Source organism: Methanolacinia paynteri (genome assembly GCF_000784355.1).
GTDB lineage: Archaea > Halobacteriota > Methanomicrobia > Methanomicrobiales > Methanomicrobiaceae > Methanolacinia > Methanolacinia paynteri.
This window is the reverse complement of sequence record NZ_KN360930.1, coordinates 1-12,841: the sequence shown is the minus strand read 5'-3', so window position 1 is coordinate 12,841 and position 12,841 is coordinate 1. Positions and strand designations below refer to the sequence as shown.

Genomic DNA, 12,841 nt, shown 5'->3' with positions numbered 1-12,841 from the left:
CGGACTGTTCGATGTAAATCGCAACGCGATTTTCATAAAAGAACTGAATGGTTATCCAGCAGTTACCAACGGATAAACCGTTCAATAACAACAATGTAATAGTATAGAAAGACCGAATAATTAGATAAGTTGGTGTTAAGAGTGGAGAAAAAATGTTCCACTGAGCAGATAGCACAAGTAGTGCGCGAATATGCAGGAGTCACGAGGAAACGTGCGATCGGAGAGATTATCCAGTCTCTGCGAATAGAATCAGACAATGTTATCGTGTCCTTCGGGGAAGATGCCGCCTTAATAAAAAATAACGAAGAAGGCCTTCTTCTTGCTGCGGACGGGATCTGGAGTATGCTGATGGAAGCCGATCCTTATTGGGCCGGGTTCTGCTCGGTTCTTGTTAACGTGCACGACATTGCGGCGATGGGAGGGACACCTCTTGCGATGGTCGACATCCTCTCAGTCCAGGACGAAAAAATCTGCCATGACGTTCTCCGGGGAATGGCCGACGCCTCCAGAAAGTTCGGCGTCCCGGTAGTCGGAGGACACCTCCACCCCGACTCACAGTTTTCTGCCGTTGACGTTGCGATACTTGGAACAGTAAAACCCGACGAGGCGATCTTCTCCCATACGGCAAAGGAGGGAGACAGGATAATCGCGGCATTCGATCTCGACGGCCGGGTCCATCCTTCCTGCGCCCTGAACTGGGACACTGCAACACTCCGCGACACCGAAACTCTTCGCAGCCAGATCAGGATGATGAAGACCCTGGGCGAACGCCGTCTCGTTACCGCAGGAAAGGACATCAGCAACCCCGGTGTAATAGGCACTCTCGGGATGCTCCTTGAGACAAGCAAAAAAGGAGCGTCCATAAGCCTTTCAAAGATCCCGAGACCGGACCTCGCAAAGGCAGGCATCGATTTCTACCACTGGGTGCGGATGTACCCCGGAATGGGCTTCATCCTCACGGCTGAGGAAAAGAATGTAGCAGAGATTATCAGGCTATTCTCTGAAGTAGGCATCACGGCCGCAGATATCGGCGAGATAAATAGCACAAACCTCCTCACCATAAAATACGGCGATATGGAAAGCGAGGTGTTCGATCTCGGTGAAGAAGGGATCATGCACCTCTTCATCTGATTAAGGAGGAATCAGTGATGCATATCGGCATCGGTATAGACAAAAATGCAGAGAGAGTGACAGGATCTCTCACTTCCGCATCCAAGAGCAACAGGATCACCATTTTTTCGAAGACAAATATTCCGGGCACGCCGTACGATATAGTAGTCAGCGATAATGCCGAAGAGGAGCTCATCAAAGCGTTGTACGAGGGACGGATCGATGCCGCCGTGAGAGGGACGCTTCCGGCCAACGCCGTAATGAAGCTCCTGAAAGGATATGGAAATGTTAAATCCCTGAAACGGATCGCACTCCTCGAGACGCAGTCGGGGACAAAGTTCCTCCTCGCACCGGTCGGAGTCGACGAAGGCTGGACAAGGGAAGAGAAAGTAGAGTTCGTAGGCTACGCAAGGGAGATCGCGTCCGCACTCGGGATGAATGAAAAGACCGCAATACTCTCCGGAGGGCGTCTGGGGGACATCGGAAGGCACCCTGTCGTCGACAAAACCATCGAGGATGCCGAGGCCGTTGCGGCAGAAACAAGTTCCGATCACATGGAGATCCTGATCGAGGACGCAGTCAGGGATCACGGGATAATAATCGCCCCGGACGGCATATCCGGCAACCTTGTCTTTAGGACTCTCGCACTCCTCGGAGGAGGGCGGGCACACGGTGCTCCGGTGGCAAATCTCGACAGGATATTTGTGGATACTTCGCGCGCCTCCTCTGATTATTCAAATGCCGTTTTTCTGGCTTCAGCATTGGCCGATTACAAACAGAAGATATTTTAGGATTCTTTTTGAGATTCAGTACGATTATGAGGTTTTTAAGACTTTTAATAATTTTTCTTTTATTTTTGCATAAAAATCAAAAAATGCAGTAATTATTTGTTTATATTCCTCAAAACCCTCTAAATTCCCAAAAAGTATTTATGTTCCCCGATATACTTTTCAAATGAGGTGGAATTGAAATGGCGAATGATCTACCAATTGCAGCAGTTGTAAGAATTGCAAAGAAGAATGGAGCAGAGAGAGTAGGCAGCGATGCCGCACAGGCAATCGTTGACGCAGCAGAGGCATACATTGCAAACCTCACAAAAGAGGCATCAAAGTACGCCCAGCATGCAGGCCGCAAGACGATCAAGAAAGAAGATGTTGACATGGCAGTCAACGCCTGAATCTTTTTTCTTTTGAATTAATCAGCTATTTTAGTATTTTGTTTTCATATCCGGACTTTTCACGTCTATCGACCCTTGAGTAAGACATAGAATTCTTACGGAGAAATTTGCTCAGTATTTTTTCATAACCTTGTCACATATTTCCGTTCAGGGGGCACTCGCCTGTCCCCTGAACGGTTTATCGCCACAGGGAGGCCCCGAGGTCGGGGCCGATCCGCGGGCCGGCAAAGCGGCTCGCGGCGAGGGGTTGCCAAAATATGCTGATGATGTACGACAAATCAACGGCTGTTAAAAAAGATTAATAAAAAAAAGATCAGAGTTGTCCTTTTGTACTCGGTATTCCTTTCTCCGGGTCCACTCTCGTAGCCGCTTTAAGGGCGACACCGAAGGCCTTGAAGACTGCCTCGCACTTGTGATGCGCATTTTTGCCCTCGAATGTTATGTGGGCGGTGAGATCCGCATTCGAGCAGAGACTGTAGAAGAAATGCTCCAGCAGGTCTCCCGGAATTCCAGACACCGGATACTCGCCGAGCGAGCCGTTCATCACAAGGTACGCCCGTCCGCCGCAGTCGAGGGTCACGTACGCGATCGATTCGTCCATCGGAACAGCCGTGTGAGAGAACCTCGTGATCCCTTTCCCGTCGCCGATCGCACCGGCGATTGCCTGGCCTAAGACGATCCCGATATCCTCGATGGTGTGGTGGCAGTCGACATCGAGGTCTCCCTTCGCCCTTATCGTCAGATCGAACATCCCGTGCCTTCCGAACGCGTCGAACATGTGATCGAGGAACGGGATTCCGGTCTCCGCCTTAACTATCCCTTTTCCGTCAAGATCAATCCATACAAAAATATCCGTCTCTTTCGTCTTCCTCGATCTTTCAAAGCATCTCATTTGGAAACCTCCAGGGCCGCCCCGAGGCTGATCCTGCCGCTGTAAAGTGCAGAACCCAGTACTATTCCATCTGCTCCAATCTTCTTTATCTTTACTACGTCTTCCGGCGAGGAGATGCCGCCGGCGACTACAACGGGAAGGGAGGTAGCCTTCACGAGTCTTTCGACAGGAGCAGGATCGATTCCCTTCTGGAGTCCCTCGACATCGACGTTGGTGAAGAGAAGGGCTCCCGCTCCCGCTTCCTCGAACCTCTTCGCCCACTTGATATAATCTCCGGCCGGATTTTCCCAGCCCTTCACGACGACCTGACCACCGCGTGCATCGACGCCTGCAACGACCCTCTCCTTCCCGAAGAGATCGGAGACCTCAGTAACGGCCTCAGGATGCTCTGTCGCGAGTGTACCGAGGATCACCCTATCTACACCGGTTTCAAGCCACCCGGAGGCGTCCTCGACGCTCCTGATGCCTCCTCCGAGCTGAACGTATACACCGGTCTCACGCACAAGCTCCCGGATCAGCTCCGCGTTGCTTCCGGCACTCCCGAACGCCCCGTCAAGATTGATTATGTGGAGGCAGTACGCACCCTCGTCTATCCAGCGGATCGCACAGTCGAGCGGTGCCCCGTACTCTGTCCGGCACTCCCTCTTCCCTTGGACGAGCTGCACGCACCTGCCGCCGAGTATATCCACAGCAGGAAAGACCTTCATCTCTGCCTCCAGGATCAACGGATCATCCGCTCGATCGGGACCACGAGGATATCCCTTGCGCCCGCCTTCTTCAGCTTTCCGACGAGCGAATAGAGATGATCCTCCTTTACGACCGCATGAACAGCGACAAGGTTGTCATCCGACGAAACGTCCATCACCGTCGGGCCCGAAAGTCCGGGAAGCTCCTTCTTCACCTCTTCGAGCGACTGACGCATGACATTCATCATGAGGTAGCACTGGCCCCGTGCCCGGATTACACTCTCAAGTGCGAGGCATAGCTCAGCGATCTTCTCGGGGTACCTTGCCTTTGCATTCCTGTTGGCGATTAGAACCGTCGTCGATTTGAGAATCTCGGCAACAACCTTCAGGTTGTTCGTGGCGAGAGTGACACCCGAACTGGTGAGATCGATTATCGCGTCGGCGATCCCGAGATATGGTGCGGCCTCGCAGGCGCCCCCGACGGGAACGAGTGTGACATCTATGCCGAGATCTTTGAAGTACTTCGCCGAGATCCCCGAAAATTCGGTCGCGACACGGAGGCCGTCGAGCTGCTTCGGATCGGTTATACCCGAATCCGCCGGGACCGCCAGTACAAGGTTCGCGTTTCCGCTCTGGAGATCGAGGAGCTCTTCAACATCGGATCCCCTCTCCATGATCATGTCCTTTCCCGTGATCCCGAGATCCGCCGCCCCGTCCGCCACGAACTCCGGAATATCGATAGGGCGTGCGAACAGCACCTCGATCTCCGGGTCGGAGGTCTTTGAGATCAGCTTTCTCTGGACGCTGTTTTTGATTTTGAGCCCGCTCTTCTCGACGGTTTCGATAATCGGATCGGCAATTCTGCCTTTATTGGGGATGGCGAGACGTATTACATCCCCTGGTTTTGCATCGGAATTCATTCTTATAAAAATAGTTGTATTAGAAAGTCTTTAATTCACCGCGGATTACCCTCTCGGTGATTGACCTTATATCGGCCAGTCTCTCGTCGATTATCGAATTGATATCCTGCCCGACGGAGGCGTTGCACTCTTCTTCAGCTATATACTGCGCACTTGCAACGAACGGCTGGTCGATGGGTTTTCCAATCTGCGAGAGAAGGCGGACGTAGAGATCGTCGATTCCGTCGATCTCGTTCACGCACTGTGTTGCGATCTCCGTCGAGAGGAGGTTGTAGATCTTTCCTATGTGGTTTATCGGGTTCTTTCCGCTCGTTGCCTCCATGCTCATCGGTCTCTGCGGGGTGATCAGACCATTGCAGCGGTTGCCGCGGCCGACAGATCCGTCGTCGCCCATCTCCGCCGAGGTTCCGGTCACGGTGAGGAAGATGCTTCCCTTGTCTACACGGTCGCCGGTGTTTATCCAGACATTGACTTTCCTGTCCGTGCATCCGGATGCGACCTTCTTTACTTCTTCGCCTATGAAGCCGACCGCGTCGACATAGTCGTCCATTGAACTGCAGAACTGATCGATCATCGGGACACAGAGTGTCAGGTTGATCTCGTTGTTCTGCCTGAGTCCCATAATCTTGACATCCGTTCCGATTACCGGCTTTTTGGGCCTGACATTGTTGTCGATGTGTTCGCTAACCGTCAGGATGATGTTTTCAAGATCGCTGAAGGGTGCATGGCCGATACCGAACGACGTATCGTTTGCGTGGGGGACGGGGTTGTCGCCGCATGCCTTGAAGACGTCGCGGAGATCGGACGAACCGACTCCCATCCTGCAGTCGACGATTACGTCTCTTTCCATATTGAGGAACTGGAGCGTCTCGCTGAGATAGCTGCGGGCTGCCTCGACTGCAATGGCGTCGGTAGGAATAGTCTTTCCCTGGAAGTCCTTCGTCGCACGGCCGGTAAGTAGGATGTATATGGGCCTTGTAACCTTTCCGCCGCCGAATTTCGGTATCGACTCGCCTGCGACAACTTCGCCCTGGTCCGTGTTGTGGTGAAGGACCGCATCGCACTCTTCAAGATATGTTTTCGAAAGGGCTCTCGATACCGCCTCCGCGATTCCGTCTGCAAGACTGTCGGGGTGGCCGATGCACTTTCTCTCGGCGATCTCTATCTGCTGCTTTTCAATTGGTGTCTGAGTTAGTTTCTCAACTGAGATATTTCTCTGCATAGCTTTCTCCCAAAAGACAATTCTATATTACTTTAATTCAGTAATACAATATAATTTGCTTATTGAATATTACTGTCAATAATAATCCGGAAAATAATTACATAAGCAACGTGATTAGGCACAATGGTGATACACGATCCTGTAATCAAAATATTTTTTTTAGAGTAAAAAATTCACAGAAGTCAGCCTCTCACTCCTACCCCTTCATCCGGTTCCGCGGTATCGAACTTCCCGCCGCTAAGGAATCCTGTGACCGTTTCCCAGATCTCCGATGCCTTCTTCCCGATCTCATCAAATAGCGACATTATCGCACCGGCCGGCTCCGTCTCACTGTTTTCCCTCTCTATCGCCCATACCGGACCGGATGAAAACGTCCTGGCGGAACCGAGACTGGAGAATTCGATCGTAACCTGCGAGCCCTCGTCGCACGATATCCGGTCGCCGACAAGTATTATCTCGCCTACGGTCGCGGGAAGGATACGGTCGCCCCTCTGGATGTAACAGCTTCCGCCGACTGAATCGACCCTGCCCGCCTCGTGGCCGGTGTCCGCAGGAAGGTACACGGTCTTCACCTGTTCGTCCACGCTATCCGACGAAGAGCCGGATTTTTTGAACAAAACAGCAAGGCCGTCGGTCCCGCCCCCGAACATCTGCGATGAGGGCCTGTCGGAGAGCGAGACATCGGCATATGCACCCCTCTGCAATACCAGGATATCCCCGTCTTCGATCGAATCCCCTGCGGAGACGGGAAAGACCTCTGTTCCGCGGGTGATCGTAACCGAATACGATCCAATCTCGGGCACAGTCGTAACCGATACGATCTCCCCGAGAGACGAACCACCGGTATCTACGGTCATCTCAATGTTCTGGTATGTCTGTGCGGATACCGGCGCCGATACAACCACGGCTATGAAAAGAACGATCAGCAAAAGTATGGGACCACAGGAAAACCTCATAAAATTAAAGCTCTCTTTACGCATATCAATATGATCTTTCAGTATTACGGATAGTTTGTTTTATATCCGGCAAAATTATCTTTCCGGAACCGGCCTTTATGCCCGGCCGGATTATCGATCAAAACCGGAAAATACCCGTTAACAATATACAATTTCAAAAGGGCCGGGGGGTTTCGCATAGCTGAAATTTATATTTCGGCACCGCTGTTAAAAGACAATCGCATTTTCCCGGACGGAGAAGACAGGTGAAGTTCTCCTCCGGCCGGACCCTTTTAAAAAAATCCAATCAAACGGTAAACGACCGGAACCACAGGCCCGAAGTTTCACACAAAACCTACGACCCGGTCATTTCATCTGCCGACTATACAACCGACATATTCTCTGTCGGCACCACCGACGATAAATGTTTGCACACAGTTTGAGAACAGCGGCGGGGAGAATCCGGGAGAGTGGTGAAAACCGGTATTAAGTAGTTGATCGTACATTCTCAATTGAAGGCCAAAATATGAATACACTCTCAACCGGAGATCGCAGAAGATGAAACTCCGGGAAAAGCCGTTAATAATCATCATAATTATCACGGCTCTTGTAGTTTCGGGAAATGCCTACACCCCGGACGAACCGGCAGGGTGCAGTGAAGGATCATACTGGTATAATGTGAATCCCGTAGGAGCACAGCCTTTCGGTGCGAATTTTACAATTTCCGGGACGACCAACCTCCCGGCCGGCCAGGAGATCGGTTATATGATACAGGTCTCGGATCTCGGGCCGGGAAGCCCCGGACTTCGACCGCCGTCATACACCGGCTCAACAACGGTCGTCGCAGGAGAAGAGGGAATTAATTCGTGGTCGGCGGAGATAGATACGACAAAATTCGAGACCGACACCGGATTGCAGTCCGGAGCGGTTGCCGGGAAATATTCTCTTATCATCGGGCCGTTCTGCAACCAGGTATTTCATTTTGTTCTTACAGACGACCGGCCCATATCGATCGCCATCACCTGGCCGGAAAACGGAAGCAGGTTCCACAGCGACGTCGTTCCGCACGAGGTCAGGGTCATCGCCGATATCTCCTCGAAGTACGCGATTGCAAACGTAACCCTCGACAGCGGATGGGAGACAGTCGAATCCGATCCCTCCTCCCATATCGAAGACTCCGTCCACGTGGAGGGCGGCGGGGAAAATTCGATTTCCGTAACAGTCACCGACGAAAAAGGAAACACGGCATCAGAAACCACTATGTTCACAATAATCACGGGGCCGCCGCCCGCACCAATTTATACGCTGCACGGGCTGGTCACGGACCCTGACGGCGAACCGGTGGAGGGCTGCCTGGTCAGTGCGAATTCTTCGGCTTTAATCTCCAAAGGCGTATTTATCGGTTCGACCGCCATGACCGATGCCAACGGCAGTTACAGGATAGAATATGTCTACGGCCCGAAGCTCAACATCACTGCCGAAAAAGAGGGCTTCCGGCAGTACAAAAGCCTGGAGGGCTTTGATGACGCAAAAGTTGAATTCGATATCGTCATGACGCCGGAGGAGAAAGAGTCGCCCGGATTCGGTTTTATCGCGGGAATCGCCGGGATCGCTTTTGCGGTCTGTCTTTTGATATTGATGCCCGCGAGGAGAAGGGCCGTGAAGACCCGCTGATCCGTTATATATTAGAACCGACAATTTATTTTTATTATTAGTTCCGGGATGCAGGAAGGGATTCATGAAGATCGATTTTATAATCAAAGAGGAGTTGATGCGGGCATTTGTAGTATATATCGTTTCATTTCTCGTTATTGGCGGTGCAATAATGGCGCTCCCGCTCCCAGTGCCTTTGTCGCTCACATTCTGGATTGCACTGGCTCCCGCTGCACTGCATTTCATGGTCCTGGTAAAGTACAGGAGAAAGGAGCACCTGGCAGACCCGACCATCACTAATATCATCAGTCACGCCTTTTCGGCAGATGAGAGCAAAAAATAAAAATTGAAAAAAAGGAGATATTACGGGAGAATCAGTCGCCGGTCTTCACACCCGCTTATTTTACCCGGCAGATATTTACCTGTCGCTGGTTTCAGGTCTCTTCGGTATCTTCACCGGATACTGATATCCGACCTGATCGTCAGGACGCAGGAGCCGTCGCGGAAGACCCTCACGATCCCGCCCGACTCCGAAACAGTCACCCCGACCACGGGAAGGTCCATCGTTATCGCTGCCGCTGCAAGATGTCTTCCACCCATTCCGCCCGGGAGTTTGACCGTCCCCGTATTGATATTAAGGTATCTTCCCGCGGAGACGATCTGCCCTTCGGTATTTACGATAAATACGCCGTCGAGCTGGGAGAACTCCTTTATGCTCTCCCAGTTGTGCTCGTTCTTGATGTTGCAGTCCTCGGATTTCTGCCCCTTGTAAGGATTGATTATGGCCTGGTACGAGTGGGTGTAGATCTTGTTCTCATCGCCGATGATAAACGCGGTTCCGATTTTACGCCCCTCCCTTCCCTGTCTGGAGATCTCGAGGGCCACCTTCAGTACGGCCGACATCACGTCCCTCGGGATGATATCCTCGAAACTCCTGACGTTGATGAACGAACTGCCGTCCTTGATATCGAACGTTATCAGTGCGTGGGGGAAAACACCAACGACGATCCCTTCCTCGAACTCTTTTGCGAGGTAGATCTGGACAGCGGCATCATTGAGATGCTTCTCGGATACCTCGAGGATATCGTGCATGGTCAGGTCCTTTAAGACATCGAGCTGGAGATCCTCGACCCAGATTACCGGGATAGCAGATTCAAACTCCAGTGGAGAGAGGAAGGAGACGATCGCCTTCGCACCTGTCTTTGCGGCAAGATCAGCCGCGATCTGCATCATAAGAAGTTCATTATTCACTAATCTATCATCCCGGCTGATACCTAATAAAATTTTTTATAATTATAAAAGTTCCCTGATGAGAACCGGGATGTCGGAAGGCTTTTTTGCCACGGTTATGCCCATAGATTCGAGGCGGCTGATCTTCGACCTTGCATCGCCCTCGCCTCCGGCTACGATCGCGCCGGCATGGCCCATCCTTTTCTCCGGCGGAGCGGAGATGCCCGCGATATATGTCACGAGAGGAAGGTTCGAATACGACGCTCCCTCCTCTTCGAGATTTCCGCCGACTTCGCCGATAAGGACTACTGCCTTAGTCTCCGGGTCCTTATCGAACCTCTCGATAACGTCCACGAAAGTCTCGCCGATTACCGGGTCGCCACCGATCCCGACGATCGTACTCTGCCCGATTCCTGCACGGCTGAGTTCGTTAACTACCTCGTATGTCAGGGTTCCGCTCCTTGATATGACGCCGACGTTCCCCCTCATTGCGAGCTGTGCCGGCATGATCCCGAGTTTAAGCTCGCCGGGAGACATCGTCCCGGGACAGTTGGGGCCGATGACGCTGCACCCTTCGATTTCTGCGTATGAGATCGCCTTTATAGTGTCATGAACAGGTATGTGCTCGGTTATCGCAACGACAAGATCGAGGCCGTTGTATGCCGCCTCCATGATTGAATCCCCTGCAGCAAAACCGGGAACGAAGAGGACGCTCACCGATGCGTCGTGTTCGAGGAGGGCTTCCCTTACAGAGTTATAGACCGGAACCCCGTGGACCTCCTGCCCGCCTTTGCCCGGCGTGACCCCGGCAACGACTCCTTTTCCGCCGACCGATTCAGCGTATTCATTCATGAGGTCGATATGGAAAGCTCCCTGCCTCCCGGTCGCACCCTGAACGATTACGCCCGTATTTTTATCCCCGTATATCATCTCAGTCGGCCTCCTCTACCGCGAACTTAACAACCTCTTCCATCGACCCGAGCATCCTGTATCCCTTCTCCGAGAGGATCTTTTTGCCCTCGGCCTCGTTCGTCCCGGCAAGACGGACGACGACCTGCTGCGGTACTCCCGCCTCCACAATTCCGGCGGCGACCTCGTCGCATCTCGTAATTCCGCCGAGGAGGTTGACGACTATGACCTTCACTCCGTCCATTCCCGAAACCAGCTTCACTGCGCTGCACACCCTCTTCCGGTCCGCACCACCGCCGACATCGAGGAAGTTTGCAGCCTTTCCGCCGAAGTATTCTATCATATCGAGGGTGGACATCGTCAGACCCGCACCATTTCCGATAACACCGATGTTTCCGTCAAGCTCGACGTATGAAAAGCCAAGATCCTCCGCCAGCCTTTCGCGTTCCGTCAGGTCGCGGTTCACGGAAATTCCCTGCCGGCCGAGGGCGTTATCGTCGACGATGATCTTCGCGTCGGCCGCATAGACTCCCCTTTCTGTTGTGACAAGCGGATTTATTTCGGCCAAGATCGCATCGCTTTTGCAGAAGACACGGTAAAGCGACTTTATTACAGGAGCAAGCTCCTTAGGGGCTCCTCTCAAAAGCTCCCTCATCATGAAGTCCGGGATATCGTCGAGCATGGGCGAGACCCTGACCCTGTGCAGAGCACCGGGGTTGTTCTTCGCCGTCTCCTCGATCTCCACCCCCCCCTCGGCCGAGAAGAGGATCACCGGCGCCTTTTTGGACCGGTCGAGCGTGATGCTCACGTAATATTCGCCCGTTATCGGGAGTTTCTCCTCGACGAGAATTGTCTCGACGGGAACGCCTTTGATCTCCTTTGCAAACATCGCGGCGGACTTTTCCGGTGCATCACCCGAAGGACAGATCACGACCCCGCCGGCCTTGCCCCTTCCGCCGACTTCCACCTGGGCCTTGATGACAACCTCTTCTCCGAGTTCGCATCTTTCGATCCCTGTATTTATTACGGCACCTGTCCCGTCACAATCGGTTTTTTTTACAACAAACCCCTTTGCTACGGGAATTCCATATTTTTTAAAAATATCCTTGGCCTCATATTCCAAAAGCTTCATTACTAAACCTCGTTAAAAATCGCAGTTCTCTCCGAGTTCGAAACCGGCATTAAGGGCATCCATATTCAGTTTCTCGGTGCCCTTCGGGACGCTGTCCATCACCGCCATCTCTATAGCCGCCCTGCTGACGACCTCCGTCGCCGTAACCAGCGCACCGAGCATGATAATATTCGCGACGATTACCTTCCCCAGCTGCTTCTTGGCGGTTCCTGTCGCAGGGATCTCCGCATAAGGACACTCCGGCCTCGAAAAGACGAGATCGGAATCGAGCAGCATCTTCGCGTCCGAACCGGCCCTGACACCGTACTTCTCGAAGCCCTGCTGCGACATTATAACGTAGATGTCGGGACTCCGCACCTTCGGGTATAAGACCTCCTCTTCCTCGATGATTACGGCGCTCATCGAGGCGCCTCCGCGGGCTTCCGGCCCGTAGACCTGGGTCTGGACAGCAAACTTGTTGTCGTATATCGCGGCCGCCCGGCCGAGGATCACGGCGGAGAGGATAATCCCCTGACCGCCGAACCCGGAGAAGAGAACTTCATTCCTCATTACGATCACCCCTGACTCCAAGTGCGGGCCTGTAGCGTTTCACGAACTCGCCGACCGTAAACTGGCTGCCCGAAAGCATCTTCCCTTCGGCCTCCATCCTCTTCGCCTTTCCGAGAAGAACGGCATTGTCCCTCAGGTACTCGAGCATCGAGGTCGTCGTCCGCAGCTTGTTCCTCCGCCCGAACGACGTAGGGCACTGGGTCATCGCCTCGATGAACGACAAGCCGGGAGTCTCCATCCCCGTTTTTATCGCCTTCGTGAGCTCCTTGACGTGGTACGATGTCCATCTCGCCGAATAGTTCGCACCCGCAGCCTCCGCAAGCCTTGCGAGATCGAAGACGGGCTCGGCCGCACCATATGGAGTCGTCGTGGATATCGCCCCGACCGGCGTGCACGGGCTCCCCTGTCCGCCGGTCATGCCATAGA

At 53.0% G+C, this 12,841-nt stretch carries 15 protein-coding genes; 5 read left to right on the top strand and 10 right to left on the bottom strand.

Annotation, left to right across the window (positions count from 1 at the left end):
• Positions 1–141: 141 nt before the first annotated feature.
• From METPAY_RS06240 to METPAY_RS06230, 3 genes are all read left to right on the top strand, one after another.
• Positions 142–1,131: a methanogenesis marker 2 protein gene (locus tag METPAY_RS06240; protein ID WP_245611544.1), complete on the top strand. Its 990-nt coding sequence runs from the start codon at positions 142–144 to the stop codon at positions 1,129–1,131.
• A gap of 17 nt (positions 1,132–1,148) precedes the next feature.
• The gene (gene mtxX, locus METPAY_RS06235) at positions 1,149–1,901 is read left to right on the top strand and encodes a methanogenesis marker protein Mmp4/MtxX (RefSeq protein WP_048150364.1); all 753 of its coding nucleotides are present in this window, start codon (positions 1,149–1,151) and stop codon (positions 1,899–1,901) included.
• 179 nt (positions 1,902–2,080) lie between these two features.
• Complete coding sequence (locus METPAY_RS06230) at positions 2,081–2,287, top strand: histone family protein (protein WP_013330186.1); 207 nt, start codon at positions 2,081–2,083, stop codon at positions 2,285–2,287.
• A 313-nt stretch (positions 2,288–2,600) separates the two neighbouring features.
• Here METPAY_RS06230 and hisB read toward each other — a convergent pair whose 3' ends face one another.
• The 5 genes from hisB to METPAY_RS06205 all read right to left on the bottom strand — a co-directional run bounded on the left by hisB (position 2,601) and on the right by METPAY_RS06205 (position 6,936).
• A complete protein-coding gene (hisB, locus tag METPAY_RS06225; RefSeq protein ID WP_048150361.1) occupies positions 2,601–3,179 on the bottom strand; it encodes an imidazoleglycerol-phosphate dehydratase HisB in 579 nt (192 codons plus the stop codon).
• Positions 3,176–3,886 (bottom strand): 1-(5-phosphoribosyl)-5-[(5-phosphoribosylamino)methylideneamino]imidazole-4-carboxamide isomerase, encoded by a 711-nt coding sequence (gene hisA / locus METPAY_RS06220; protein WP_048150613.1) that lies wholly within the window; start codon positions 3,884–3,886, stop codon positions 3,176–3,178. Before hisA ends, hisB begins: the two co-directional genes overlap by 4 nt.
• A 14-nt stretch (positions 3,887–3,900) precedes the next feature.
• The gene (hisG, locus tag METPAY_RS06215) at positions 3,901–4,785 is read right to left on the bottom strand and encodes an ATP phosphoribosyltransferase (protein WP_048150359.1); all 885 of its coding nucleotides are present in this window, start codon (positions 4,783–4,785) and stop codon (positions 3,901–3,903) included.
• A 19-nt stretch (positions 4,786–4,804) separates the two neighbouring features.
• Entirely contained in the window at positions 4,805–6,007 is a 1,203-nt protein-coding gene (locus tag METPAY_RS06210) for a methionine adenosyltransferase (protein WP_048150357.1), read from the bottom strand.
• Positions 6,008–6,189: 182 nt separating this feature from the next.
• Positions 6,190–6,936, bottom strand: a complete 747-nt coding sequence (locus METPAY_RS06205; protein ID WP_048150354.1) for a hypothetical protein — start codon at positions 6,934–6,936, stop codon at positions 6,190–6,192.
• Between the two features lie 564 nt (positions 6,937–7,500).
• Between METPAY_RS06205 and METPAY_RS06200 the strand changes: the two genes are divergently transcribed.
• Complete coding sequence (locus METPAY_RS06200; protein WP_048150351.1) at positions 7,501–8,616, top strand: carboxypeptidase-like regulatory domain-containing protein; 1,116 nt, start codon at positions 7,501–7,503, stop codon at positions 8,614–8,616.
• A 64-nt stretch (positions 8,617–8,680) separates the two neighbouring features.
• The gene (locus METPAY_RS06195) at positions 8,681–8,938 is read left to right on the top strand and encodes a hypothetical protein (RefSeq protein WP_052418702.1); all 258 of its coding nucleotides are present in this window, start codon (positions 8,681–8,683) and stop codon (positions 8,936–8,938) included.
• Between the two features lie 110 nt (positions 8,939–9,048).
• On the opposite strand, the gene METPAY_RS06190 is transcribed toward METPAY_RS06195, so the two are convergent.
• The 5 genes from METPAY_RS06190 to METPAY_RS06170 all read right to left on the bottom strand — a co-directional run.
• Positions 9,049–9,846 (bottom strand): DNA integrity scanning protein DisA nucleotide-binding domain protein, encoded by a 798-nt coding sequence (locus METPAY_RS06190; protein ID WP_048150348.1) that lies wholly within the window; start codon positions 9,844–9,846, stop codon positions 9,049–9,051.
• A gap of 42 nt (positions 9,847–9,888) precedes the next feature.
• Positions 9,889–10,755, bottom strand: a complete 867-nt coding sequence (sucD, locus tag METPAY_RS06185) for a succinate--CoA ligase subunit alpha (protein ID WP_048150345.1) — start codon at positions 10,753–10,755, stop codon at positions 9,889–9,891.
• Position 10,756: 1 nt separating this feature from the next.
• The gene (locus METPAY_RS06180) at positions 10,757–11,866 is read right to left on the bottom strand and encodes a succinate--CoA ligase subunit beta (RefSeq protein ID WP_048150343.1); all 1,110 of its coding nucleotides are present in this window, start codon (positions 11,864–11,866) and stop codon (positions 10,757–10,759) included.
• Between the two features lie 12 nt (positions 11,867–11,878).
• Entirely contained in the window at positions 11,879–12,415 is a 537-nt protein-coding gene (locus tag METPAY_RS06175; RefSeq protein WP_048150341.1) for a 2-oxoacid:acceptor oxidoreductase family protein, read from the bottom strand.
• The coding region (locus METPAY_RS06170; RefSeq protein ID WP_048150338.1) for a thiamine pyrophosphate-dependent enzyme at positions 12,405–12,841 on the bottom strand (437 nt) is incomplete at its 5' end. The genes METPAY_RS06170 and METPAY_RS06175, both read right to left, overlap by 11 nt.

Coding starts and splice junctions, on each gene's coding strand:
- mtxX (WP_048150364.1), top strand. CDS start 1,149: ATGCATATCGGCATCGGTATAGACAAAAATGCAGAGAGAGTGACAGGA.
- METPAY_RS06230 (WP_013330186.1), top strand. CDS start 2,081: ATGGCGAATGATCTACCAATTGCAGCAGTTGTAAGAATTGCAAAGAAG.
- hisB (WP_048150361.1), bottom strand. CDS start 3,179: ATGAGATGCTTTGAAAGATCGAGGAAGACGAAAGAGACGGATATTTTT.
- hisA (WP_048150613.1), bottom strand. CDS start 3,886: ATGAAGGTCTTTCCTGCTGTGGATATACTCGGCGGCAGGTGCGTGCAG.
- hisG (WP_048150359.1), bottom strand. CDS start 4,785: ATGAATTCCGATGCAAAACCAGGGGATGTAATACGTCTCGCCATCCCC.
- METPAY_RS06210 (WP_048150357.1), bottom strand. CDS start 6,007: ATGCAGAGAAATATCTCAGTTGAGAAACTAACTCAGACACCAATTGAA.
- METPAY_RS06200 (WP_048150351.1), top strand. CDS start 7,501: ATGAAACTCCGGGAAAAGCCGTTAATAATCATCATAATTATCACGGCT.
- METPAY_RS06195 (WP_052418702.1), top strand. CDS start 8,681: ATGAAGATCGATTTTATAATCAAAGAGGAGTTGATGCGGGCATTTGTA.
- sucD (WP_048150345.1), bottom strand. CDS start 10,755: ATGATATACGGGGATAAAAATACGGGCGTAATCGTTCAGGGTGCGACC.
- METPAY_RS06180 (WP_048150343.1), bottom strand. CDS start 11,866: ATGAAGCTTTTGGAATATGAGGCCAAGGATATTTTTAAAAAATATGGA.
- METPAY_RS06175 (WP_048150341.1), bottom strand. CDS start 12,415: ATGAGGAATGAAGTTCTCTTCTCCGGGTTCGGCGGTCAGGGGATTATC.